This is a genomic window from Pullulanibacillus sp. KACC 23026 (genome assembly GCF_029094525.1).
In the GTDB taxonomy this organism is placed as follows: domain Bacteria; phylum Bacillota; class Bacilli; order Bacillales; family Sporolactobacillaceae; genus KACC-23026.
Genome location: NZ_CP119107.1, coordinates 2705740 through 2730462 on the forward strand (window position 1 = coordinate 2705740; position 24723 = coordinate 2730462).

21 protein-coding genes are annotated in these 24723 nt (G+C 41.8%); 6 read left to right on the plus strand and 15 right to left on the minus strand.

What is annotated here, in order from left to right; translation table 11 throughout:
• Window positions 1-13 precede the first annotated feature (13 nt).
• Window positions 14-241 (plus strand): hypothetical protein, encoded by a 228-nt coding sequence (locus PU629_RS12600; protein WP_275280423.1) that lies wholly within the window; start codon window positions 14-16, stop codon window positions 239-241.
• A 497-nt stretch (window positions 242-738) separates the two neighbouring features.
• On the opposite strand, the gene PU629_RS12605 is transcribed toward PU629_RS12600, so the two are convergent.
• The 5 genes from PU629_RS12605 to PU629_RS12625 all read right to left on the minus strand — a co-directional run bounded on the left by PU629_RS12605 (window position 739) and on the right by PU629_RS12625 (window position 6622).
• Complete coding sequence (locus PU629_RS12605) at window positions 739-2040, minus strand: MFS transporter (protein ID WP_275280424.1); 1302 nt, start codon at window positions 2038-2040, stop codon at window positions 739-741.
• Window positions 2041-2402: 362 nt separating this feature from the next.
• Window positions 2403-4244 carry a monovalent cation:proton antiporter family protein gene (locus PU629_RS12610; protein ID WP_275280425.1) on the minus strand — a complete coding sequence of 614 codons (1842 nt, stop codon included), beginning with the start codon at window positions 4242-4244 and terminating at the stop codon, window positions 2403-2405.
• 297 nt (window positions 4245-4541) lie between these two features.
• Complete coding sequence (locus PU629_RS12615) at window positions 4542-4925, minus strand: retropepsin-like aspartic protease (protein ID WP_275280426.1); 384 nt, start codon at window positions 4923-4925, stop codon at window positions 4542-4544.
• A 194-nt stretch (window positions 4926-5119) separates the two neighbouring features.
• On the minus strand, window positions 5120-5800 hold the full coding sequence (locus PU629_RS12620; RefSeq protein WP_275280427.1) for a deoxynucleoside kinase: 681 nt from the start codon (window positions 5798-5800) through the stop codon (window positions 5120-5122).
• 210 nt (window positions 5801-6010) lie between these two features.
• Entirely contained in the window at window positions 6011-6622 is a 612-nt protein-coding gene (locus PU629_RS12625; protein ID WP_275280428.1) for a trimeric intracellular cation channel family protein, read from the minus strand.
• A gap of 450 nt (window positions 6623-7072) precedes the next feature.
• Here PU629_RS12625 and PU629_RS12630 point away from each other — a divergent pair, with 450 nt between their 5' ends.
• Window positions 7073-8605 carry an amidase gene (locus PU629_RS12630; RefSeq protein WP_275280429.1) on the plus strand — a complete coding sequence of 511 codons (1533 nt, stop codon included), beginning with the start codon at window positions 7073-7075 and terminating at the stop codon, window positions 8603-8605.
• A gap of 281 nt (window positions 8606-8886) precedes the next feature.
• Here the strand turns inward: PU629_RS12630 and PU629_RS12635 are convergent, their stop codons facing one another.
• From PU629_RS12635 to deoC, 10 genes are all read right to left on the minus strand, one after another.
• Window positions 8887-10368: an amidase family protein gene (locus tag PU629_RS12635; RefSeq protein WP_275280430.1), complete on the minus strand. Its 1482-nt coding sequence runs from the start codon at window positions 10366-10368 to the stop codon at window positions 8887-8889.
• 154 nt (window positions 10369-10522) lie between these two features.
• A complete protein-coding gene (locus PU629_RS12640; RefSeq protein WP_275280431.1) occupies window positions 10523-11512 on the minus strand; it encodes an oligopeptide/dipeptide ABC transporter ATP-binding protein in 990 nt (329 codons plus the stop codon).
• Window positions 11505-12506: an ABC transporter ATP-binding protein gene (locus PU629_RS12645; RefSeq protein ID WP_275280432.1), complete on the minus strand. Its 1002-nt coding sequence runs from the start codon at window positions 12504-12506 to the stop codon at window positions 11505-11507. The genes PU629_RS12640 and PU629_RS12645 overlap by 8 nt, the downstream gene beginning before the upstream one ends.
• 14 nt (window positions 12507-12520) lie before the next feature.
• Window positions 12521-13441, minus strand: coding sequence for an ABC transporter permease (locus tag PU629_RS12650; RefSeq protein ID WP_275280433.1), 921 nt, complete (start codon window positions 13439-13441; stop codon window positions 12521-12523).
• Window positions 13442-13560: 119 nt separating this feature from the next.
• Window positions 13561-14508, minus strand: coding sequence for an ABC transporter permease (locus tag PU629_RS12655; RefSeq protein WP_275280434.1), 948 nt, complete (start codon window positions 14506-14508; stop codon window positions 13561-13563).
• A gap of 84 nt (window positions 14509-14592) precedes the next feature.
• Window positions 14593-16182 (minus strand): ABC transporter substrate-binding protein, encoded by a 1590-nt coding sequence (locus PU629_RS12660; RefSeq protein ID WP_275280435.1) that lies wholly within the window; start codon window positions 16180-16182, stop codon window positions 14593-14595.
• Window positions 16183-16501: 319 nt separating this feature from the next.
• A complete protein-coding gene (hpf, locus tag PU629_RS12665) occupies window positions 16502-17041 on the minus strand; it encodes a ribosome hibernation-promoting factor, HPF/YfiA family (protein WP_275280436.1) in 540 nt (179 codons plus the stop codon).
• 162 nt (window positions 17042-17203) lie between these two features.
• A complete protein-coding gene (locus PU629_RS12670) occupies window positions 17204-17731 on the minus strand; it encodes a DoxX family membrane protein (RefSeq protein WP_275280437.1) in 528 nt (175 codons plus the stop codon).
• 262 nt (window positions 17732-17993) lie between these two features.
• Window positions 17994-19175 carry a NupC/NupG family nucleoside CNT transporter gene (locus PU629_RS12675; RefSeq protein ID WP_275280438.1) on the minus strand — a complete coding sequence of 394 codons (1182 nt, stop codon included), beginning with the start codon at window positions 19173-19175 and terminating at the stop codon, window positions 17994-17996.
• An 80-nt stretch (window positions 19176-19255) separates the two neighbouring features.
• Window positions 19256-19927 (minus strand): deoxyribose-phosphate aldolase, encoded by a 672-nt coding sequence (gene deoC, locus PU629_RS12680; protein ID WP_275280439.1) that lies wholly within the window; start codon window positions 19925-19927, stop codon window positions 19256-19258.
• 644 nt (window positions 19928-20571) lie between these two features.
• On the opposite strand from deoC, the gene PU629_RS12685 reads away from it, so the two are divergent.
• The 4 genes from PU629_RS12685 to PU629_RS12700 all read left to right on the plus strand — a co-directional run bounded on the left by PU629_RS12685 (window position 20572) and on the right by PU629_RS12700 (window position 24368).
• On the plus strand, window positions 20572-21618 hold the full coding sequence (locus tag PU629_RS12685) for an NAD(P)-dependent alcohol dehydrogenase (protein ID WP_275280440.1): 1047 nt from the start codon (window positions 20572-20574) through the stop codon (window positions 21616-21618).
• A gap of 177 nt (window positions 21619-21795) precedes the next feature.
• Complete coding sequence (locus PU629_RS12690) at window positions 21796-22167, plus strand: MerR family transcriptional regulator (protein WP_275280441.1); 372 nt, start codon at window positions 21796-21798, stop codon at window positions 22165-22167.
• A 174-nt stretch (window positions 22168-22341) separates the two neighbouring features.
• Complete coding sequence (locus PU629_RS12695; protein WP_275280443.1) at window positions 22342-23103, plus strand: SDR family oxidoreductase; 762 nt, start codon at window positions 22342-22344, stop codon at window positions 23101-23103.
• A 131-nt stretch (window positions 23104-23234) separates the two neighbouring features.
• Window positions 23235-24368, plus strand: a complete 1134-nt coding sequence (locus PU629_RS12700) for an NADH-dependent flavin oxidoreductase (RefSeq protein WP_275280444.1) — start codon at window positions 23235-23237, stop codon at window positions 24366-24368.
• Window positions 24369-24723: the final 355 nt, after the last annotated feature.

A 24723-nucleotide genomic window follows, 5' to 3' on the forward strand; every position in this document is an offset into this window, starting at 1 on the left:
GGAGATTAAAGGAATGGAGCCTGAAAAACGTTTAAAATATTTAATAATGTACCATAGAAACCTATGTGAACATTTAAAAACAGTCGAAATTTATAATGCTAAAAGTAAAAACGAGCTAGTTGATAAATTATGGAATGTGCAGGCGGAAATTGAATCACTTTTGGAAATGGTAAAACCACTAGAGAATTCGACACAGTTTTTTGAACACCAACCAGACTATTTTAAGCCGAGTGAAAAATAAGTTCCAGGTTTAGAGGTCAGGCGGATAGCACTCCATTTGGAAAAAGAGAGCAGGAGTCACAAACTAACAGTCATTCCACCCGCATTCTTAGGCTATTGCATAACCTGAGATACCTCAACAAAGTCATACTATTAAAAAATGAGCGAAAGCCATCACTCATGTCAGTGATGGCTTTCTACTAGTTGACATACCCCTACACCAAGGCCTTTCTTTGTTTCACTAAATGAAACGCGAGAACCGTCCCCACGTTTCCCGCGTTTCATTTAAACATTCCCCACAAGAGGCCTGCGCAGCCGATTAAAAAGCAGGCGATCCAAAGGATATTTTTTTTCATTGTTCTCAACTCCAACCTATTGAAACATTCCTTTAATATTGTACTTCTTCACTTAGTCGATGACAACTATCTGTTGCTTTAACAAGGTGATTGAAAGAGTTCGTTCAAAAATAGGCCGTTGATTTCCATTTAAATACAGGGTCGTTCTAAATGTAATCACGACTTATTTTTCAGAGTTTCGCGCGTGGTCAAAATGATGGAAGAGCCGTTGGTAGATTGCAGCGTTCGCGAGTTGCAGCCCTGCAGTAATAAGAAACGGAAGTGTTAAAAGGTGCACATCATATAAATAACCGCTGATGGAGGGGCCGATCGATGACGGTAATCGCATGGATAAAGCATTGACACTCGTTGCAAATCCCCGTCGTTTATCACGAGTCAAGCTAGCGCTTAACGCTACCCGATTTCCATTTGTTCCCCGGTTAACAGCGCCGCGTATGACGAACAGGACCGAGGCTAAAGCGAATGTTGGCATAAAGGGTAAAGCCACCATCATCACACAGCCGATCACTCTCATCCACGTAACCGATTTGACCATACCCATTTTTCTAGCCAGGAATCCATTAAATATAGATGAAAAGCCGGTTAGAACAAAACCAATGGCAAGCGTCGTTCCGATAGTGGCTGAATCAACACCGTATTTTAGATGAAACCAATAGGCCATCAAGGGGCCTGCCATGCCTGCACCCAAACCGTTAAGAACATTAACGAAAGCCAATTTGAGAAGCGATCTATTTTCCTGTTTGGTTATAGACCGTTCCAACATGGCCTCATTTCTTGCTTTCTCCTCTTCATGTAACTTATCTTCATTTTCAGAGGTCAGTCCTTTTTCAGCACTTTGACTTTCTCCTGTGCCTGAAATAATCACAACGCAAATTAATGATAGAACAGCAACCACTATGAAAATAGGTCGATAGTTAACAATGGGACTTGTTGAATCGATCCAAGCAGGAACTCCTCCTAAAATCGAGCCAATAGCCATTCCCATAAAGCCAATGGCGTTATTTAAACTGAATACCGGACCACGGTTAACCTGTTCGATGTTCCGCGCAAGCCAAGCCTGCTCTGCGGGACCAAAAGGCCCAGCTCCCCCATTCTGCCCGCGCCCAAACCCGGCAATCACAATCGCTAATACCAAAAAAATCGCCATAGACGTGAAACAAGCGCAAATCGCGCAAAACATGGTCATTGCTTCATAGATTAGGAGAAAAGGCTTAGAACCAAACTTGTCACTTAGTATACCAACGAGAAAAATAAGGGCAGAACCCACAAAGCCCGCACCCGTTGTCACACCGCCAATCGCGGCACCGCTCCAGTGTAAAGCGCTCAAATATAAAGTCAAATCGACAACCATTGCGCCCTGTCCCGTACTGCGCAATCCCCTAATAATCAATAACCGTTTGATTGTAGGATGAAGTTTTTCAACACCCAGTAAACGTTGAATAGTTAGCGTTTTACCTTTAGTCATGAATACTATCACTTTCTTCCAATGCTTTTTTTGATTGATTTTCCTAATCTGACACATCCTTATAATGGTTGTTCAAAGTCAAACAGTTCGTCTCTTGTTTGTTTCAAAGAAAACAGGCAAGAAGTTGATTAACCCATTATTTTGGTGGTGTCTATACTTTATTTAGTTTACTAAACTATTTTTTAAAGTTCAAGGTAAGCGTAATTAATGGATTCCCCCATTTTAAGTCAAACGACGGCCGCAGTCGAGGGTTGGTATCATGAAGGAAGCGATTCCCAAGGCCAACTTGTTATTAGAAGAAGACGGTTCTCGTGTTCCAATTGAAATGGAACATGAGAACCGTCCCCGCGTTTCCCCGCATTTCAGTCGAGGTTGAGTTCTTCTTGTAGTTTTTGGACGGAGGTTTGGTTGCCTGTGACGATGAGGTGGTCTCCTATCAGTAATTGGGTATTGCCATGGGGGACGATGGATTCTTGCTTTCTTATGATTCGGACGATGATGGCATCACCTAAAAAGGGAAGTGCCCGGAGTGATTTTTGGTGGTATTTGCGATTATTGAATTCAATTTGAAACAAGCCCTTCTCTTCTGTTGTAAATAACGTCGCCACATCTGGAGATTCGATCATGACACGCATCATCGCTTTTGTAGAGAAGAAGGAGGACACCACGTGGATCTCTCTTTCTCTTAAATATTCACTGTATTTTGGTGTTTCAACTCGTGCCACGATATGTGGAACATCTTGGTTCTTAGCAATTTCAGCAAGTCTGACATTATCATTTTCATCGGCGGTTGCCGCTACGAGTATATCGGCTGTAAAAAGATCTTCATCAATCATTTCCTCTAACATATAAGACGAAATGGGCTTTAATGTAAAATTCGCCTGCCGTTCAACCTGGATGTTTTCCCCCTTTTTATGATACACACTTACCTCATACCGATTCGAATCCATCTCATTTGCTAGAGGCAGCGTAAGCGAATTGGCACCAATCAACACCAATCGTCTCTTTGCGCTTGATACTTGATGAAACGGAAAGATCCGCTTATAAAGAGCGGGTGTAAGAATACAGGTGACAATAGCTAATAAAATGAGGGCAGAGGCTGTTTGAGACGTTATAATTTTGATCTGTTCTCCTACCTTTGCTGCGGCAACGACTAACGATAAAGTCGAGGTAATGAGAAAGCCTGAGCCGAGCACGGTTGGCCAGTCATACCAACGTTTTAAAATTAAAGCAGGAATGAGTTTAGATAATAGTAAGCTTAACAGTAATAATGGAATTAAAATCAAAATGCTTGGGTTTGTGAGAAGCGGCCATATATTTAGATCAACTCCCACCATAACAAAGAAGATAGGAATTAGAAAACCATAACCGAAAGAATCCAATTGCTTAACAAGCTCTTTATTTGGTGATAATAAGGAAACTAAGACCCCTGCAATAAAAGCGCCTAATATCGTTTCGACTCCAATTTTTTGTGAGAGTCCCACTAAAAAAATGATTAAGGCAAAGACACTCCGAGTCCCAATTTGAATCGTCCCGGTTGTTAAGCTCTCAAAGAACGTTCGATGTCTAAAGAAACGCCCAATTAAATACAAGACAAGGCCTGCCAAAAACAGGATGATGATTAACCACAGATTCCCCTCCCCTTGTTTTAACGAGACAAAGACCGCCAACAAGATCATCGTCACGAGGTCGGCTATAACGGTGATTAAAAGGATCGTCTGACCGATTCCCGTTTTAACTATTTTTGATTCCTTTAAAGTCGGCATCACAACCCCTAAAGAAATCGTTGAAATCACAAGCGTCATGAAAAAGACATCAGTCGTAAATCCACCAAGGTAAAGTCCCCATGACAATAAATAAGAAACAGCAAAGATGAAGACAAATACCAAACTTGAAATGAGAACTCGATTGGGTTCTAATCGTCCGTTTGGCAGTTTATTTCTTTTTGTATTCGTAAAGACAGAGAAATCAATTTCAACACCGCTAAGAAACATAAGAAAAATAAGCCCTAAACTTGATAAAGCGGAAATCAAGGAACCTGCATGAATCCAATTAAACCCGCTTTTCCCAATCACAAGCCCGATTAAGATTTCAGCAACAACGACAGGAATCGCTTTAAGACGAAGTTTTGTAAGAATAATGGGAGTGATCAAAGCTGATACGATCACAATAACAAGTGAACCAAATGACACATTATCCGTCATGCAATGCCTCCTACGTTTCCTTCAAGATGAAGTTCTGAACCTACAAACATATTATGTCTATGGACGGACAAATAGATGCAAAAGTCTAACAGGCGTTGCCTGTCTAACCATTCGCTCATGATGAGTAAAAGATGCAAATCATTTTTCAAAATAGAAAGACACCAGGCCCCCAACATCTTAAACCAAAAAAGGACAGGCGTACCGTTTTGCCTGTATGAACTGCCCTTTTTTATTTTTAGCAAGATTAAGTTTAAGAATGTGAAAAGCTTGTCTGAAATTAAGATGAGGCCAAGCGACTTAGCTTGCTGAGCGAATGGTGAGCGTTTCTAAATTAGGATTAAGCTCTAACGAAAGCTGATTATCGACGAAGAAACGCAGCCCGAAAAGTCCCGGTTCCTGAAATTCCGGATCCACGATACATGGTACATTCGAATACGTTTCATTACCTATCTGAATGGTACAAACCGATTGATAAGCCTGAACAGTCCCGCCAACTCCGCCTATTTGTATCGCACCAAGATTAGGAAGTCTAAGGGCACTCGCTACCTGTTCATTAAAAGTTAATTCAAAAGCCCCTGTATCCAAAATCATGTTATTCACTCTGCGTCCATTAGCATTTAACGTAAAATAAAACGCATCATCTCTAACCTTTCCACGTATAGTCATTGTCTTCATACTCATTTGAATTCCCCCAATTGAAATAGTCGTTACATTAGCAAACTATGATCAACCATTTAATAGAGTGTCGGCAATTGTACTAGCTATAGGGGAATTCAACTTTAATCCAATTGGAACGCGGGGACGGTTCTTCCGTTTCACCTAAATGAAACGGAAGAACCGTCCCCGCGTTCCACTCTGCGTTCCACTGCGTTTTTCTAATTCAAACCTAATTCTGTTAGTTTATTGTTAATTAAGTCTAATACGTAAGCACGATCTTCTGAATTATTTTCAAAGTCTAAGTCATCGACATTAATTTTAAGGACAGGTGAGATGGTGTACTGGGAGAAGTAGTCCCGGTATTCATGATTCAATCGGATCCAGTAGTCCGCTTCTACAACATCTTTCTGTTCATAATCACGTCCGCGTTTTTCAATTCGTTTCATCGCCTCTTCAGGAGATATTTCCAAATAAATCATCAAAGCGGGGGGTTTACAATGTTCGATCATATTATGAAATAAATCCAAATAGATTTGAAACTCCTCTTCAGACATGTCTCCACTATCTCTTAGCAATTTAGCAAAAATTAAATCTCCATAGATTGAGCGATCTAATACTGCTTTTTCATGGGTACTGGCAGATTTAATATTCTTGAACCGTTCGTTCAAGAAGAAGACTTGAAGCGGAAACGAATATCTCTCTCGATCATGATAAAATTTATCTAAAATAGGATTATTTACCACAGGCTCGATATAAGGGACATATCCCTTTGCATCCGTAAGAATAGCCATTAAAGTTGTTTTACCTACACCGACGACACCATCTATTGCAATCATGCGATAATTGACCTCTCCTTCTGTATATTTACCTAGACTTGATAAGTGATTGAAATAAAACACCCACTTTCACCTCAGGCTTCTCTTATTGACGTCCCCCTTTTCACAGGGGACAACAACTCTATTTTGTCTTGCAGTTTGAGATTGGGCAGAAAAAGTGACCCCCTAGAGAGGTCACAGTCCTCTTTGATTATACCAATTTTGAATGAAAGTTTTACAAAAAAGTTGACTAGATTGGTTCTCAAAAAAACTTAAGACTAGTTTCAGGATAATTTATTCCTGTTTGTTTTCACCCAGACTGCATGGAAATGGAAAACGCCAATTAAATTTGATAGCCAACATACGTAAGGAAACCACGCCAAATACAACCAAAGTTAATTGGATCGGATTATCCCAATCAAGCCAAATGCATAGTCCACAGAGAATGGTCAAAACAGCATGAACTTCTTCCTTAAGGGCAAGCGGTTTTTTTCCAGCCAAAATATCTCGAATCATCCCCCCGCCTAGCCCTGTAAACATAGCCGAAAGGAGCAGCAGCCCTAAATAATCATGAACCATTTTGGCTGACATTGCGCCCTGTAAGGCAAATGTGGCGAGACCAATGGAGTCAAAAAACAGCCCCCACTTTTTCCAATGTTGGGTCCATTTCGTAGGTAAAAAGACAATGACTGTAAGAGTCAAAAAGACGATCGTGATCGTCGTTGAATTCCATATGGAAGAAAGAGGTGCCCCAATTATTATATTTCGAATGACTGCCCCACCGAAAGAAGTTGATAAACCCAAAACATAGATTCCAATAAAAGAATACTTTGCCTCAATGGCAACAAGAGCCCCACTTACTGCATAAGCCACTATTCCAATGATGTGCAAAACAATCCAAGACACCGACAAGACCTCCGTTTTCTAACAAAAAAAACTCCCCATAAAGACCATATACGTTTGTATAGTCCTTAAATAGGGAGTGAGTAAATCAGCATTCCATACTAAATTACCATTCACCGATTCTATTAAGTTCCAATAACTGCGTTGCCTAAATATCCCATAAATTAATGTTATAAGTATATCTATTCATAATCAGTATTTCAATAGTTATTAAGAGTTATATTTTACAAAGTTTTCCTGAAACACGGGGACGGTTCTTGCGTTTCGTTCGAAAGTCGAATGAAACGCAAGAACCGTCCCTCTGTTTCACTTTTCGTGTCAAATTATCTAACAGGTTTATTTTAAATCTTGGGAATTCCTTTAGAATCTTAATTATAAAGTTAATTTTTAATATTTAGAAATCCTCTTTTGTAACTCGTTTGACTTAATTTTATTATGGAGAGGGGTCCCCATTTGGAAAATAGTACTTTACTAACATCTAAAAAAGAAGGGTTCCGCTTTGAAGAGGTAACTGTGAATGAACTGTTAGCGGGATATGAGGAAGGCAGCTTCACGGTACAAGAGGTTGTTCAGTCCTATCTCGATCGAATTGAAGAATTCGAAGACTCTTATAACGCTTTTACTTTTTTGAACCCAAATGCTTTAGAAGAGGCAAAGGACATGGACCGTTTGCGCGAAGAAGGATCTAGACTTGGACCTTTGGCAGGTATTCCTATTGTGATTAAGGAAGCCGTCGATGTGAAGGGCTACCCTTCCACATTTGGCTGGGCTCCTCTTAGCAAGAGCTGTGGAGGAATTGAACTATTACCTGAAAAGGATGCGGAAGTAACGGCACGTTTAAAAGAAGCCGGTGCCATCATCCTTGGAAAAACAAATATCCCTGCATTTAGCTGCGCCTATAATGCCAACACTAGTTGGGATGGTCCAACTTATAATGCGGTGAATCGCGAGCTTTCACCTGGTGGAAGCAGCAGCGGCACAGCTATGGCTGTCTCAGGGAACTTTGCCGTCCTTGGTGTGGCTGAAGAGACTGCGGGCTCAATACAGGTACCCGCTGCCGCTCAAGCACTGGTCGGGATCAAACCCTCCTTTGGTCTAATTCCTACCACTGGCGTGACACCCCTCGCTGGGAGCACTAGAGATGTTTTAGGACCGCATGCACGTACCGTTCAAGACGCCGCCATCATGCTTGATGTCATGGCCGGTTATTCTGAAGAAGATCCGAAGACCAAAGCTTCAATCGGCAAGGTTCCAGAAGTTGGCTACACGACTTTCATTAATACGTCTGCCCTTAAAGGAAAACGTGTCGGGTTATATGGTCCCGGTTGGCGCACAGAGTCCCTATCCCAAGAGACGCAAGACTTATACGAACAAGCCATAAGAGAATTAAAAAATCAAGGGGCAGAAGTCATTGAAGATCCCTTTGCTGGAACCGATTTTGCGGCATACATGAAGTCTAAAAATAGTTTTATCGGAATGGAGACCTTCTTCCACGACTTAGAAAAATACTTAAACCATTTAAATCCTGATCTTGATAGTCAAACTGTTTTTGAAAAGGCAGGTCAAGTACCTTGGGCAGAAGGTGGCCCTTTAAATTTAGCTCATGACATGCTTAATCCTGAAACCGCAATGGCCGACCCCAGTCTTTTACCAGATTTGACTGAATTTAATGAAGTCAAAACCGAGTTATTATATCTCGTTAACAAAGTGATGAAGAGGTATGAGTTAGACGCTTTCGTTTATCCTCAAATGCCTGAAGCGATTCCTGCCCTTAACGTTGAAGAGATCAAATCAACAACGATATCTGAGATCAATATCAGCGGGTTGCCTCTCATCACCGTTCCAGCAGGCTATTATGAAAGCGGCTCTCCCTTCGCACTCGCCTTCTGGGGGAAAATGTGGAGTGAAGCTGAACTCATAGGTATGGCGTATGCTTATGAACAAGCCACAAAACACCGAATGGCTCCAAACCTGTCAAAAATATAATCCTGTTTTGTACACTCCCTATTCCAATGGGGAGTTTTTTTATTGAAGAAAAGCGTGATGGCCCGGATTCCTCCTCATGCTTTCTAGTCGGTTGCTTCAGAACTCATGATCTAAGCTTCAAACAGCAGGCCTCCTGTACCTTCAAGAGGACTTTCCCCAACCCGAAAAAATGACCTCAGGACTCATCATCCTAAGGTCGTCACTTCGAATTAAACATTTTAAAATCCTTTCATCAAGCCTCTATTCTATTCAATCATTCCAATTTGAAAAACAGGCATTGATTAAGGGACATTTTTTACTGGAGGTTTCCGGTGATGGGTCGCTTGTTCATAGGCATAGGCGAGTTCGATTAATTTCGGTTCTTGGTACATCCGGGCACACAATTCCATGCCAACAGGTAATCCATCCTCCGTAAAACCTGCCGGAACAGCGATTGCCGGAAGTCCGGAATAGGCGCTTAAAGCACCATTATTATACGCCCATCTCTCCTGTCCAATAAGCGGTGGAGGTGACTGAAAGGTCGGATACAAAATCGCGTCAATGTCAGAGTCATCCATCGCCTGTTCCACCGATTCTCGAAACTTAAGCCGTTTTTCTAATCCGGCTTTATAATCGGGGTCCTCCATCGATTTTCCTAATGCAGATGTGAGAGCTTCCATAATCCCAGGAATACACAGGCCAGAATCCACGATTTCTTGTAACGTTGATACAGGTCGATCTTCACCAAGCTCCATTAAATAACGCTCAATAGCTGTTTGAAATTCATACTTGGGTAAATCCCCCTCTTTTGCTTCATGGAGTTGTGAGAGTTCAATGTCAAGGCAATTCGCTCCTTCACCTTCTAGTTCTTGAATCGACTGTTCGATTACACGATTGGCAGGTTCTGTTTCATTACTCTCACCAAAACAGGCTCTCAGAATTCCAATGCGAGCTCCTTTTAACCCATCCCTCTTCAGAAAAGCCGTATAGGTATCTGGCCTCTTATCTACCCCAAGTTTAGTCGACGGATCTCTTGGATCTTCAAAGCCTGCTAAGCGATCCATGACAATGGCAATGTCCGTTACTGTTTTAGCCATAGGCCCTCCGACATCTTGCGTTATGGAGATCGGAATAATTCCTGCGCGACTTGTTAATCCATATGATGAACGCAAACCAACTAAACTATTATAAGAAGAAGGATTTCGAATCGAACAACCTGTATCGCTCCCCATCCCGAAGACTGCAAAATTAGCTGCAATGGCGGCCCCAGTCCCGCCGCTTGATCCTCCTGGATGATGATTGAGCCCATAAGGATTAAAGGTTTGCCCGCCTAGAGAGCTCATACTGGAAATCCCATAAGCAAATTCATGGAGATTTGATTTCCCCAAAATCACTACACCTGCCTCGCGCAACCTCGCAGTAAGAAAGGCATCCCGAAGCGGAATCGAGCCCTCCAAAGTTTTTGAGGAAGCCGTTGTCGGCATATCGTACGTGTCATAATTATCTTTTAAAATGATAGGGATCCCATGCAAGGGGCCTCTAGACCCTTTTTCCATGCGCTCTTGGTCAAGCGCCCGCGCCGTCTCTATTGCTTCCGGGTTCACATAAACAAGCGCATTAAGTGCAGGACCCTTTTTGTCATATCTTTCAATGCGATCTAAGTAGAACTTCACTAATTCTTCCGATGACACAAGCCCTTGTTCCATTGCGATTTGTAAATCCTGAATAGAAGCTTCGAGAATCGAAAATTCCGATAATTGCAGCAAGTCTTGTTCCTTTTTCATGAGCAGTCCCCTTCCTATTTTAAAGTGCCAAGCTTTAGTTTAGATTTAAAGCTTGCGTTAATGAAGGCTATTAACCTTCCATTGGTTGCGTTTATTCAATGACAAACCGTTTGATTAGCACCACCCTTCAGTCCTTTTGTCAGTTCGTCCCTACTTATACAACCTTTTCGATCTCTTGCGGATGAAAACACGCATAATGGTGATCGCCATTTACGCTATTCATAGGAGGATGATCACTTAGACAAAGCTCAGTCGCATGGGGACATTTTGCAGAGAAAACACATCCTGATTGATGATCAGTCATAACCAATTCCTTCTCCTCCTCAATCGACTCCTTTTCCTCCTCTAGTTCTTTATCCAGCGTTAAAACGGAAGCCAACAAGAGTCTCGATACCGGATGAAGGGCTTTAGAATAAAGGCTGGTACTGTCTGCCAATTCTACTAATCTCCCTTTATACAAGACAGCAACTCGGTCACAGAAGAACTCAATCACACTCAAATTGTGTCCAATAAAAAGATAGGTTAGTTGAAACTCTTCCTGCAAATCTAATAAGAGATTGAGAATTTGAGCTTGAATCGACACATCAAGAGCAGAAGTCGGTTCATCCAATACAAGGAATTCCGGTTTTAGAGCCAGCGCTCTTGCAATGCCGATTCTTTGACGTTGGCCACCTGAGAATTCATGCGGATAGCGATAGAAATGCTCCCGTTTTAAACCTACTTTTTCGAGCATTCTCTGCACCTGTTCCTCTGCTTTCTTGCGAGAGACCTCGACACCCAGACGCAGCATTGGGGTCACTATTTGATCACCTATATTCTTTCTTGGATTAAAAGAGGATGCGCTGTCTTGAAAGATAATTTGCATTTTTTGATAATAAGCCATCATCTCCCTATGAGTGAGACGGGTGATGTCCTTTCCGTCATAAAGAATGTGTCCTGAAGTCGGTTCAATCAGTTTCAAAATCATTCTCCCGATAGTCGATTTCCCTGAACCAGACTCACCAATTAAGCCAATGATTTCACCCTTCTGTATCGTTAAATTGAATTGGTCCACAGCAGTAAACGTTCCTTTACTCTTAAGCAGCGAGGTCTTAGTCGTTGAAAAAGTCTTCGTCAGATCACGAATTTCAATTAAATTAGACATAGATTTCCTCCTCATGGAAGCATCTTACAAGATGATCTTTATCCTGCTTCACCTCAGGAAAAGCTTGCAGACACTGGCTGGTGGCGCGTTCACACCGTTCATAGAAATGGCAGCCAGACGGCAAATCTAATAGATCAGGGGGGGAGCCCGTTATTTGTTTGAGCCGGAATTTCTTTGAACTGCCTTTTGTTGATAGAAAAGCTTCCAATGAGGTTTCAGGCATGGCATCCATTAATCCTTTTGTATAAGGATGCTTTGGTCGTTTTAAAATCTCTTCCGTTTTGCCATATTCAAGAATACGGCCTGCATACATGACACCCACTCGATCGCAAAGATTCGCCACCACTCCGAAATCGTGGGTGATGAATAAAATACTCGTATTCAATTCTTGATTAATCTTCTTAAGTAGAGATAAAATTTGTTTTTGTATCGTGGCATCAAGCGCTGTGGTCGGTTCATCGGCAATTAATAGCTTCGGCTTACAGCTTAATGCCATCGCAATCATTGCTCGTTGCCGCATCCCGCCGCTTAGGGCGTGAGGATAAGCGTTCAGAACCCGGTTATGATCATGAATCCCAACTAGATCAAGGAGTTTCTTGGCTTCATTTAATGCCGCAACCCTTGAAAGCCCTTGACGATCCCTTATAATTTCCAACAATTGATTACCGACTGTAAAAGAAGGATCCATAGCGGATAATGGATTTTGGAAAATCATAGCAATTTCTTGACCGCGAATTTTCCGATAATGCTTCTCCGTTTTGCCAACCAGGTCTTCGCCGTTAAATAAAATACGTCCATTTACGACCTTACCATTGGGCTTTGGGACGAGACCCAAGATCGACAACCCTGTAATACTTTTACCGGAACCGGATTCACCAACGAGCGCCATTATTTCACCTGAACCAATTGAAAAATCAACCCCATTGACTGCTTTAACAACCCCGTTTGCTGTTGAAAAGTGTACCTCAAGGTCCGATATGGTGAGTACATCCATGAATTCTGCCCCCTTTATAGTTGTGTGCGTTTAAAAGGATCAAGCGCACTTTGCAGACCATCTCCAATCCAGTTAAAGGCAGTCGCCACAATTAAAATAACTAGGCCCGGGATGGTTGCAATATGCGGAGCACCTTCTGTTAAAACACTGATTCCACCTGTCACCATGCGCCCCCAATCGGCTTGAGGCGGTTGAATGCCGAGTCCAATGAAACTAAGACCCGCTGCAAAAACAATCGTTGTGCCCATTAAAGTGGTTGAATACACGATTAGATCCGTCATCACATTCGGGCAAATTTCCTTAAACAAGATCTCGAGTTTATTTGCCCCGAGCGCTTTTGCTGCTTCGACATATTCCTTGTTTTTTTCATTTAATGTCGAGGTATACACCACACGAGTCATATAGGGAAGCATGACGATACAGACCGAAAGCATTATGGTTGTTAGTCCTGTTCCGATGATTGCTGAAATAGCAATAGCAAGTAAGGCAGTAGGAAAAGCAAACAAAACATCCAAAACCCTCATGATCACTTCACCGACTTTTGCAAAATAACCGGCGATTAAACCAAGACCCAAACTTATGAAAAACATAATTACGATAGGGAAAACGGCTGAAGCTAAAGAAAGTCTCCCGCCATAGATTAACCGGCTTAAGATATCACGTCCTTCTTCGTCTAAACCGAGGATATGGCCCGGAGTTCCAATCGGAAGTAATCGCTTGGTTCCATCACCAATGTTTGGATTATAAGGCGTTATCATGGGAGCAAAAATGGCAGCTGCTGCGACAATAAAGATAATAATTGCTCCAATAACCGCCAACCGGTCTTTTGAATAGACCCGTGCAGTTTGCAAAAATTTGCTGCGCCTGATTCTTTCAGCGCGTTCTCTTTTCAAGGCGACCTTCTTATCAATAACCACAACATCCCGATTCATCATAAACATTCCTCCCATTAACTTTTGGCCGTTTCCAAAAGGATTGCTGCTTTTGCTTTGCCCCTAGAAACTGTCCCTACCTAGGAATAGAGCCTACTTGCAACAATGTTTACAAGAACAGCCTAACTTTTTAATCTAGGATTCAAAAAAGCAATTATGATATCATTGATCAGGTTAATTAAGACAAAACAGGCCGCAATGAAAAGGACACCCGCTTGAACCATTGGCATATCTTCCGAAGTAATAGACGCGTAGATCTGGCTGCCAATTCCCGGCCAATTGAATACCACTTCTACAAATAGAGCGCCTCCTAACAGATAACCAATTTGTAAACCTATCATGTTAAGGAGCGGGGCTAAAATATTTCGGAAGGCATGCTTCCAGATAATTTTGGATTCAGAGATCCCATTTGCACGGAAAGTTTTAATAAACTCAGCATTCATGACATCAATCAGACTACTGCGGGTTAAACGCGCAATCACTGCAAGGGAAACGGTGGCGGTAGCAAAGGCTGGCATGATGAGGTGTTTTATTAAACCTATAAAACTCGGACCTGTACGGACATCATACATGCCAGTTGATGGCAGCCAGCCTAGCTTTGTCGCAAATAACCACATCAAAGTAATGGCTAACCAAAACCCAGGGGTATTCGCACCAAACTGTGCCAAAAACATTAAGACTCGGTCGATCCAGGTATACTTTCTAAGGGCTGAGATTAAGCCCATTCCAATTCCGATGACGACACAAACGATCAACCCACCGGCTGCAAGGATTAAAGTATTGATTAATTTAGGAAACAAATAAGCGGAAACCGGAATTTGCATCGTAATCGATGTCCCCAAATCGCCTCTTAAAATATTTGATAGCCAATGAATATATTGAACTAGAAAGGGTTGATTCAGACCTAATTTCGTTCTTAAAGCTTCAATCGCAGCGGGTGCCGCCTGCTGACCGAGCATCATTCTCGCTGGGTCACCCGGCATCAAGTGCATCATGGAAAAGACGAGAAACGAGACGCCAAATAAAATCGGAATCATATAAAGAAGTCTCTTGGCTAAATAAGCTCCCATCCTGAACCCCTCCTCATTTTTTTTTAAAACGTTGTACGCGTTATGAGTGACCGTTACATTTGGATAACGTTCAGACTAACCTATCTAATTTGATTTTTTAATATAAACATTGGTCAGGTCATACCATTCTTCGTTTGGTACGACAAAGCCTTTGACATAGTTGGCCATTGCATATGGAGCCTTATCACTCACAATCGGAATGATGGCCGCATCTTTTGCGATCAGTTCATTTGCTTTTTTCCAATCCTCCGTTGCTGTTTCTGTGTTGGTTGCGGTCATGGCCTCATTAACGACTTTATCAAAAGCAGGATTTGAGTATTTCCCGGCATTGGCCCCGCTAGTGGAATAAGCAATATTGTATAAGTAATAAGGTGTGGACATCCCCCAAGACATTTGGTTAAAGCCAACAGATGAAGACATATCCGACCATTTTCCGAGATAAGAGATCCATTCATAGGTTTGCAGCTTTACCTTTATCCCAATCTTCGCAAGATCCTGCTGAATCCATTCCGCCATTGGCACCGGAATGAGTTGTCCTGAGCCATCTACAGAGGTCTCAAAGGTCGTGGTAAAACCATTTGGATAGCCTGCCTCAGCGAGAAGCTGTTTGGCTTTTTTAGGATCATAAGGATAATCCACAAAGCTTGGATCATACGCATCATTGGCCGGTGATTGAGCGCTATAAGCGGGTGTGACGGTATTTTTCAGCAGCTCTTTAGCCATCCCTTTTCGATCGATCGCCATCGCAATGGCTTGGCGGACTTTCAAGTTTTTCATATAGGGGTTATTGAAGTTCGGACTTAAAAACCACACATGCGGTGGTGCCCCGTACTCAATGTTAAAGCCCTTCTCCTTCAAACTCTTGATAGCATCAGGCGGTGGAACGGCAATCATATCCACTTGCCCGGACTCAAGAGCTGCAACACGGGCTGAATCATCAGACAGTGGGACGAAGATGACACGCTGAAGTTTAGGTTCTTTGCCCCAATAATTCGGATTACGGACTAGAACGATTTTTTCCCCTTTGACGCGCTCCTGAAATTCAAATGGCCCCGTGCCAACCGGGTGTTCTGAGTAGCCGTTATTTCCATATTTTTTCAATGCTGTCGGGCTAATCATAGCGACTTGACTGGAACCGGCTAACATTCTCAAAAAGGCGGAAAATGGTTTTTTCATAGTGAATTCAATGGTGTTATCATCAATGAGTTTCATGCTCTTAATATCACTAACCGTATTAGTCAAATTGCTGGCACTTCGTTGATCATAGTATTTAAAATTCTTATCGATGAGTCTTCTGAAATTGAATTCAACGGCTTGAGCATTAAAAGGCGTGCCGTCTTGAAATTTGACATTTTTTCTCAAATGAAAAGTATAATGGAGACCATCTTTCGAAACATCCCAGGAGGTTGCTAAGCTTGGTTTTAGCGGGGGAACTGATTGACTTTTGGAAGCCGCAGACAAATCCTCAGTCAGTAGACCTTCATGAATTTGCCTATTAATTCTATAAGTGACCCATCCTCCAGCACGATCAGGATCAAGAACATCAGCTTCAGATTCAATGCCAATAACTAGAGTTTTATTAATGTTAGATTGTGTCGTACCAGAAGTTTGAGAGGAACAGCCCTGCAAAAAGACTAGCAATAAAACAACTAATAGAATCAGATATTTCTTCATCCTGTTTCGCCCCATTTCTCTCTTAAAATAAACGTCTTCTAAAAACTCCCTTTCGAATAAAGTTTGGTTGAACTAGTTTTAGCTTAGTTTAATAACTGAAATTTTTAAAATAATTAGTCAAATTATCTAACAATCTTATTTTGTCGAAAAATCAGACCCGCGCCCCACTGAAACCCCTGCCATTCTTGATGTACCGGGCAAATCTGGCATGAAACAGAGGGACGGTTCTCCCGTTTCAAAAAACAGGAGAACCGCCCCATATTAACTAGCCTATCATCGATTTGATAATGGGGTGAAACGGGAGATCCGTCCCCGCGTTTCACTGTGCGACTTCAGAAGTAATTAATCCATATTGCTCGTGTTTGCGTTTATAGACGATACTCATCTGCTCTGTTTCAGCATCTTGGAAAACAAAAAAGTTATGGTCGAGTAGATTCATTTGCAAAATAGCTTCTTCGACATCCATTGGTTTTAATTGAAAGTGTTTGATCCGAACAATTTCCTCATTCTCTTGGTCTTTTGACCGATCATTTAGCTCCAGTTCCTGAACGAAACGCTCTTTTCGAATTCGATTGACTTTTGTTTTATATTTTCTTAATTGCCGTTTAAGCTTATCTTCAACTAGATCAATGGATTTATATAGATCATTCGTTGTCTCTTCCGCGCGAATTGTCAGATCACCTAATGGAATAGTCACTTCTATGCAATGATTTTTCTTAAAGGCTGACAAATTGATGTGAACAGGAATAGCTTCTGTTTCCGTTAAATACTGGTTCACGATTTTGCTTATTTTTGTCTCAATCGTTTTCTTCATTCCATCTGTCAATTGGAGATTTTTATAGTGCATGATCATAGTCATTACGTTTTCCTCCTATCAATGCAGAGCTTTAAGCTTTAGAGTAAAAATGTTAAGTCTGACCAAGAGATTTACGCGTTTAACGGGTCAGCTTTGAATGAAACAGGAGATCCGTCCCTGCGTTCCACTCTTAAATGAAACAGGAGATCCGTCCCTGCGTTCCTGTTAGACATGTCCCCCAAGGTGAGGATGGTGGTGATTGTTCGTGTGGAATTTGTGGGCTAGTTTTTCGTATGTTAAGATTTGGCGAAGATAATAATCTAAACCTAATTTACCTGCATTTGCCCCTGCAACAAGTATGAACATGGTTAAGAGGACCATTTGTGGGTTCGTACTGGTTGTACCAGATAACATATAAGCGAAATTCATAACAGCTCCCATGAGAGCGGCAAAGGTTGTTAAACCACCAAGGATTAAACCAAGACCGACTAAGAATTCACCCCAAGGGATTAGGAAGTTAAAAATTCCGGCATTTGGTAGTGCTACACCATTTAAGAAGCTCGCCCACCAATGCTGAACAGCTGGGTTTTCACCCGTTGCTTTTTTAATAGCTCCAATTAAAAATCCATTGGCTTCAAATTGACCTGTAAGTTTTTCCAGACCTGCCTTCATCCATTCGTACCCAATATAAAATCTTAGGACTAGGAGAAGGTAAGAAGCGATTTTATTTTCTCTTAAAAATTTGACGATCATGACGATCACCAACCTTTGATTTAGTAGGAAGGTTTATTTCCTTCCTTGACTTTAATTTACGCCTATCTTAGTAATAAGTTTGTGATATTATTCACAATCTTTTTTGACAAAACCGTGGCAATCAGATTGGGAAGCGGGTGTGAAATTTGGGGACGGTTCTCCTGTTTCTGAAACGGGAGAACCGTCCCCGCGTTCCACACCGTTCCACAACAAAAAAAAACAATTCCCCCTGTTTAGTTGAGAAATTGTTTTTCGTTTTTTCTTATAGAACTATACTTACAATTACAGCTGATAAGACACTTACTAAGGTTGCGTCATAGAGGAGTTTTAGGCCAAATTTAGCCACGACGTTTCCGTTTTTTTCATTGAGACTTTTGACGGCTCCGGCAATAATACCAATCGATGAGAAGTTAGCAAAAGAAACAAGAAAGACGGAAATAATGCCAAGTGTTCGCGGGTCAAACGATTTGGACATTTTCGAAAGGTCCATCATCGCCACAAACTCATTCGTTACAAGCTTCTCGGCCATAATACCGCCTGCTTGTACTGCCTCTGACATTGGAACTCCCATAATGACAGCAACTGGTGAGAAGATATAGCCTAATAGCTGCTGGAATGTAATATGGAAAATTAAATTGAAAACATCATTAATAGCAGCCATCAGGGCAACAAATCCGATTAACATCGCCCCAACTATAATCGCGACTTTAAATCCATCCAGTATATATTCACCTAACATTTCAAAGAAGCTTTGCCTTTCAGTTTCTTGAATGTCCAAAATATCTTCATTAGGATCCACTGTGTAAGGGTTGATTATGGAACTGATAATAAATCCGCCAAATAAATTAATGACGAGTGCGGTTACAACATATTTAGGTTGGATCATCGTCATATAGGAACCAACAATGGACATCGATACCGTTGACATGGCGGATGCACATAGGGTATACAAACGATTGGCCGGCAATAACCCCAGTTGTTTTTTCACAGTAATAAATACTTCGGATTGCCCTAGCATTGCAGAAGCAATCGCGTTGTAAGATTCCAATTTCCCCATCCCATTGACTTTACTTAAAACAAAGCCAATCCATTTCATGATAAACGGCAAGATTTTCAAGTACTGGAAAATTCCAATTAAGACCGAAATGAACACGATCGGCATGAGGACATCGAGGAAAAATGGTGCTTGTCCTTTGTTTGCAATGCCGGCAAATACGAAGGAGACACCCGCATCTGCATATTCCAATAATTTATTAAATATATCAGCAAAGACCTTGATTAAGGCATAGCCTAATGTTGTGTTTAATAGTAAAAAGGCCAAGACAATTTGAATAATAATCATTAGAATAACAGGCTTGATCTTAATATTTTTTCGATTGTTACTTGCAATAAAAGCAAGTCCAAAAACGACAAGTAAACCAACAAGTGCAATTACATACTTCATCAAATCGATCCTCCATTGATGTACTAACTCTTAAGTTGCAGCTTATAACGGCCTTACAATTCACAAAAAAACGGTTTGACTTAATAAGAACTGGACGAAGCTTGGCCGTTCATGATTTTCACACCTGAGCTCGCTCCAATTCGATTGGCGCCCGCATTCACAACTGCTTCTGCGTCCGCCAAACTTCTAACACCACCAGAAGCCTTAACACCTATCTCCGGACCTACTGTTTTTCTCATTAACTTAACATCTTCCACCGTTGCACCGCCTGTAGAAAAACCAGTCGAAGTTTTAACAAAATTAGCCCCTGCTTTGACAGCCAGCTGACAAGCTTTTACTTTCTCTTCATCCGTTAAAAGACAGGTTTCAATAATGACTTTTGTTAAAGCTTTTCCTTCTGCAGCCTTCACGACCGCCCTTATATCCTCTTCGACAAGATCATATTGGCCATCTTTTAAAGCACCGATATTAATGACCATATCGACTTCATTTGCCCCATTTTCGATCGCGTTTTTGGTTTCAAAGGCTTTTACTTCTGATGTGGTAGCCCCAAGCGGGAAGCCAATTACCGTACACACCTTTACTTCAGGTGTGTCTTTTAGGAATTCAGCAGCTGTTTTCACCCAAGTTGGATTAAGGCAGACTGAAGCAAATTTGTAAGTTTGAGCCTCTTCAAGTAGTTTTAGGACATCAGCTTTTGTTGCGTCAGCTTTAAGTAACGTATGATCTATGAGTCCTGCTAGATTTTCCATCGTGATCGTCTCCTTTACGACTAGTGTTAATAAGCTTTAATTCGTTCTACCTGGTCTCCCCTAAGGGCAACGCTTTCATTCTGGATGAAACTTTAAGTAAGCAAATAGAGATAAATTCCTATGTATACTTAGATTTTCAAGGTCTCTAGAAACCATCCCGATAACTATATCAATAGAAAACAGACTGTGTAAAGAGGCTTGGAAATAGTTTAAATTTTAAAATGATTGGAGCGAAACCATTCAACATGTAATGATTAATGGAATAGTAAGTTCGGTATTAAAAAATGGTAAGTGCAAGGTTTTAATTTGAAAAATGGATTGCTTAGGCAAAGTGCCAGCACTAGATAAATGAAAAAGGGTATCCTTCAACCACAAGCCATCCAAATTGAACTTATTTTCAGGGGAGTATTCCGAACAAATAATGCTTAGTTAGGATAACCAACAATTTTGTTAACTTTTGTTCCATAAACACTCAATCAGATGAATCATAATAATTGAAAGCCTCTCGTTTCTCCTTCATAATCATAAGTAATGGGATCGGGATAGTAGTTCTTGAGAGAGTATTCTTCTTGATAAAATTGACCGGTTATTCCCAACAAATTAATAGTAACAACCAATTTTTTAAGGATTACAGGAGGTTAAATATGATTAATGTGAAAGCACGCGCAACATTCACCCCAGAAGGTCCGTTTCAATTGACCACGATCGAACGAAGAGATCTCCAACCTCATGATGTCCTCATTGAGATTAAGTACGCTGGTATTTGTCACTCTGATATACATACTGCCCGCGGTGAGTGGGGTCCGGTTAACTATCCTCTTGTTCCTGGCCACGAAATCGCAGGAATTGTCACTCAGATAGGTTCTGAGGTAACCAAATATGCTATTGGCGACCGCGTTGGTGTCGGCTGTATGGTGGACTCCTGTGGAGAGTGTGTCAATTGCCATCAAGGCGAGGAGCAATTTTGTCTTGAAGGGAATACAGGTACTTATGCCTCTGTCGACAGATACGGACAGTACACACAAGGCGGTTATTCCACCCACATCGTCGTGACGGAGGACTTTGTACTTCGAATTCCTGAAGCAATCGAGTTAGATGTCGCAGCACCACTGCTCTGTGCCGGCATTACCACCTACTCCCCACTTCGTCACTGGGGTGCCGCACCTGGCAAGAAAGTAGCCATTGTAGGACTTGGCGGGCTCGGACATATGGCTGTGAAACTTGCTCACGCCATGGGAGCTGAGGTTACTGTTTTATCACAAACTTTAAAGAAAAAAGAAGACGGATTGAGGCTTGGCGCCGATCATTATTATGCGACGAGCGATCCAGAGACATTTAAAAGTCTGGCGGGTTCCTTCGATCTTATCGTTAACACCGTCAGCGCTAAGCTTGATCTTAATGCCTTCCTTTCTTTACTAGCATTGGATGGTACATTAGTTAACGTCGGTGCACCAGCAGAACCATTAGAAGTTAATGTCTTCTCACTAATCGGCCAGCGCCGTTCATTTGCCGGATCCTTAATAGGCGGCATTCGCGAGACACAAGAAATGCTTGACTTCTGTGCCGAACACAACATTGGCCCAGAAATCGAAGTTATTTCCGCCAATCAAATCGACGAAGCATGGGAGCGAGTACTCGCATCCGACGTCCGCTACCGATTCGTCATCGACATCAGCACCATGGAAGACTAACTGAAACGCAGGTGAAACGCAGGTGAAACGCAGGTGAAACGCAGGGACGGTTCTTCTGTTTCAAAAACAGAAGAACCGTCTTTTTCTTTTAAACTAGGAGTGAAACGCGAGAACCGTCCCCGCGTTTCAAACTTGTTGACTTCGACAAAAAGTTCCAGATAATTCGGAGGTCTCCAGATGAGTGATTATTTAATAGGCGAAGCGGCGGCAAAATTCAATCTCCCACAATCAACATTGCGTTATTATGAAAAGAAAGGTCTGCTACCGCTCATCAAGCGTGATGAATCTGGTAATCGTCTATTTTCAGAAGATCAAATAGCGCTCTTTGAAACGGTGATGTGTTTAAAAAGTACGCATATGCCAATAAGCAGTATTAAAAAGTATATTGATTGGGTGGTCGAAGGTGAGACCACCGTTGAAAAAAGACTTGAAATGATGAATCAGCACAAACAGGATGTTTTAGCTGAAATAGCATTAATGACAGACTCATTAAAAGGAATTGACTACAAGATTGAGCGTTATACTAAGCAGATGCAGGAAAGTAACTAACCATTTTAAGAATTTTACGCAGGGCATCATGAGGAAGTCTCCGGATTCGAACTTATGCTGAATTCTATCAGTAGCCTGACTCGCGGATTGCCGCGGAAAGCGAACCTATTTTCATTTTGTAAAAAGCAATAACGTTTACGAAAACAGCCTAATTAAAAGAAAGAAGGAATTAGAATGAAACTTACGGGAAATACAATACTGATTACTGGCGGAAATGCTGGAATTGGCCTGGCTTTTGCAGAACGCTTTTTAAAAGCTGGAAATAATGTTATTGTGTGCGGACGACGTGAAGAAGTCCTTCAAAAGGCAAAGGAAAATTTTCCGAATCTGATAACTCGAGTGTGTGATTTGTCCATTGAATCCGAGCGTGTTGCCCTCTTTGATTGGGTAACTTCTAATTATCCTGATGTGAATGTGTTAGTTAATAATGCAGGGATCCAACAACGGTTTAATTTGCTAAACGCAGACGCAAAGAACGATTGGAGTTATTTCAATAAAGAAATCGCAATTAATATTGAAGCTCCCTTCCAACTTTCTATGTTGTTCGCTCCCTATTTTGCTACAAAAGAAGATGCCGCTATTATTAATGTGACATCTGGGTTAGCCTTCACTCCATTTGTGATTGCTCCTATCTATTCCGCAACGAAAGCAGCCCTTCATTCCTTTACAATGAGCCTCAGACACCAGCTTTCTGAAACATCAGTGGAGGTGATTGAAGTGGCTCCACCTGCTGTGAATACTGATTTGGGCGGAACTGGCCTGCATACGTCTGGAGAACCTCTAGATGCATTCGCAGATGGTATTTTCAAAGGATTAGCTGAGGGTAAAAAAGAAATCGGATATGGGTCTTCAGTTGATCGCTTGCGTATGTCCCGTGACGATATCGATCTATACGTAGAGAAAATGTACCAAGCAACGAAAAACTTTATTCAATAAAGAACAAAATGTCTGTAATACGGGGACGGTTCTCCCGTTTCTGAAACGCGAGAACCGTCCCCGCGTTTCGAGCGCATAAATTGCTTTTGAGCACATTAAATTAGAACATTTTCAAATGGGAGGACTTCAAGATGAACACTAAATATAATTCCTTGTTTGAGTCATTGACTCTTGCGAATGGGCTTCAATTAAAGAATCGATTAGTGATGGCGCCTATGACTCACTTTTCATCAAATCCAAATGGAACCGTATCTGATGCTGAGATCGGCTATTATAACCACCATGCTAAAGATCTTGGCATGGTAATTACGGCTTGTATCAATGTTTCTGAAAACGGCAAAGGATTTCCCGGCCAATTTTCAGGTACGAGCGATGACAAGATTCCCGGCCTCAAGAAACTAGCAGCCGGGATTCAAGAACAAGGGGCTGCGGCGATTCTGCAAATATTCCATGGCGGTCGAAGCTGCCCGCCTGACCTTGTTCCAAACGGGGACATTGTCAGCAGCAGTGCAGTTCCTGGTGTTCAACTTGATGGAAGTCAAGGCCCTACTCCTAGAGAACTAGAGGCGCTTGAAATTGAACAAATTATTCGCGATTTTGGAGAAACAACACGCCGAGCAATCGAGGCAGGATTCGATGGTGTTGAGATTCACGGAGCAAATGGCTATTTAATTCAACAATTCTTCTCCCCTCACTCCAATCAGCGTGAGGATCGATTTGGGGGTACTCTCGAAAAACGAATGACCTTTCCTTTAGAAATCATTAAAGAGGTCAAAAGGGTTGTGGATGCACATGCAAAAACACCTTTTATTATTGGTTATCGTTTTTCTCCTGAAGAACCAACTGAACCGGGCATTACAATGGCCGATACACTCGCTTTTGTAGATGCCTTATCTGAACAGCCGCTCGATTATCTCCATGTCTCGTTAATCGACTATAAGTCAGAACCAAGACGCGGTGTCGTCACGAACAAAACACGATTAGAATTACTGGCAGACAAAATTAATGGACGTGTTCCTTTAATTGGTGTTGGATCCGTTCAAACAGCCGAAGATGCCCTAAATGTATTGCAAACCGGTAGCGACTTAATTGCATTAGGCCGGGAAATCATCATCGATCCAGACTGGGTTCAGAAGATAAAAAATGAACAAGAAGATCAAATTGAAACCGAATTAGATCTTAATGGACAAGAACGCCTTGTCATCCCAGACCCACTATGGAAAGCCATTATTGGCGCCCCAGGCTGGTTCCCAGGAGTAAAATAAAGCGCAAGGGGAACGCAGGTGGGAACGCAGGGACGGTTCTCGCGTTTCAATGGGGTTCTCCTGTCCCCCACTTCCCGAGCAAGGTGGACAGGGATTAATTAAATAGAAGAAAACACAACAACCCTTCAGTATTCATCAACTGAGGGGCTTTTGTGTTTCGTTGAAAAAAAACGGCTTGCCCTTAAGGACTACTGATGTGACTTTTAAGAAAGTCACATCAGAGGAAGTCGCCAAGTCCTGGCTAAAGCTTTAGATAAAAGTGGGGATTTTGCGTAATCCAGCACGGAGATAAAAGTCTTGAAATACTCCATGCTTGTACTTTGTAAAGAGCTGTTGTCCCGGCGTCTACAAGTCT

Coding starts and splice junctions, on each gene's coding strand:
- PU629_RS12600 (WP_275280423.1), top strand. CDS start 14: ATGGAGCCTGAAAAACGTTTAAAATATTTAATAATGTACCATAGAAAC.
- PU629_RS12605 (WP_275280424.1), bottom strand. CDS start 2,040: ATGACTAAAGGTAAAACGCTAACTATTCAACGTTTACTGGGTGTTGAA.
- PU629_RS12610 (WP_275280425.1), bottom strand. CDS start 4,244: ATGACGGATAATGTGTCATTTGGTTCACTTGTTATTGTGATCGTATCA.
- PU629_RS12615 (WP_275280426.1), bottom strand. CDS start 4,925: ATGAGTATGAAGACAATGACTATACGTGGAAAGGTTAGAGATGATGCG.
- PU629_RS12635 (WP_275280430.1), bottom strand. CDS start 10,368: ATGAAAAAGGAACAAGACTTGCTGCAATTATCGGAATTTTCGATTCTC.
- PU629_RS12640 (WP_275280431.1), bottom strand. CDS start 11,512: ATGTCTAATTTAATTGAAATTCGTGATCTGACGAAGACTTTTTCAACG.
- PU629_RS12645 (WP_275280432.1), bottom strand. CDS start 12,506: ATGGATGTACTCACCATATCGGACCTTGAGGTACACTTTTCAACAGCA.
- PU629_RS12650 (WP_275280433.1), bottom strand. CDS start 13,441: ATGATGAATCGGGATGTTGTGGTTATTGATAAGAAGGTCGCCTTGAAA.
- PU629_RS12655 (WP_275280434.1), bottom strand. CDS start 14,508: ATGGGAGCTTATTTAGCCAAGAGACTTCTTTATATGATTCCGATTTTA.
- PU629_RS12660 (WP_275280435.1), bottom strand. CDS start 16,182: ATGAAGAAATATCTGATTCTATTAGTTGTTTTATTGCTAGTCTTTTTG.
- hpf (WP_275280436.1), bottom strand. CDS start 17,041: ATGACTATGATCATGCACTATAAAAATCTCCAATTGACAGATGGAATG.
- PU629_RS12670 (WP_275280437.1), bottom strand. CDS start 17,731: ATGATCGTCAAATTTTTAAGAGAAAATAAAATCGCTTCTTACCTTCTC.
- PU629_RS12675 (WP_275280438.1), bottom strand. CDS start 19,175: ATGAAGTATGTAATTGCACTTGTTGGTTTACTTGTCGTTTTTGGACTT.
- deoC (WP_275280439.1), bottom strand. CDS start 19,927: ATGGAAAATCTAGCAGGACTCATAGATCATACGTTACTTAAAGCTGAC.
- PU629_RS12685 (WP_275280440.1), top strand. CDS start 20,572: ATGATTAATGTGAAAGCACGCGCAACATTCACCCCAGAAGGTCCGTTT.
- PU629_RS12690 (WP_275280441.1), top strand. CDS start 21,796: ATGAGTGATTATTTAATAGGCGAAGCGGCGGCAAAATTCAATCTCCCA.
- PU629_RS12695 (WP_275280443.1), top strand. CDS start 22,342: ATGAAACTTACGGGAAATACAATACTGATTACTGGCGGAAATGCTGGA.
- PU629_RS12700 (WP_275280444.1), top strand. CDS start 23,235: ATGAACACTAAATATAATTCCTTGTTTGAGTCATTGACTCTTGCGAAT.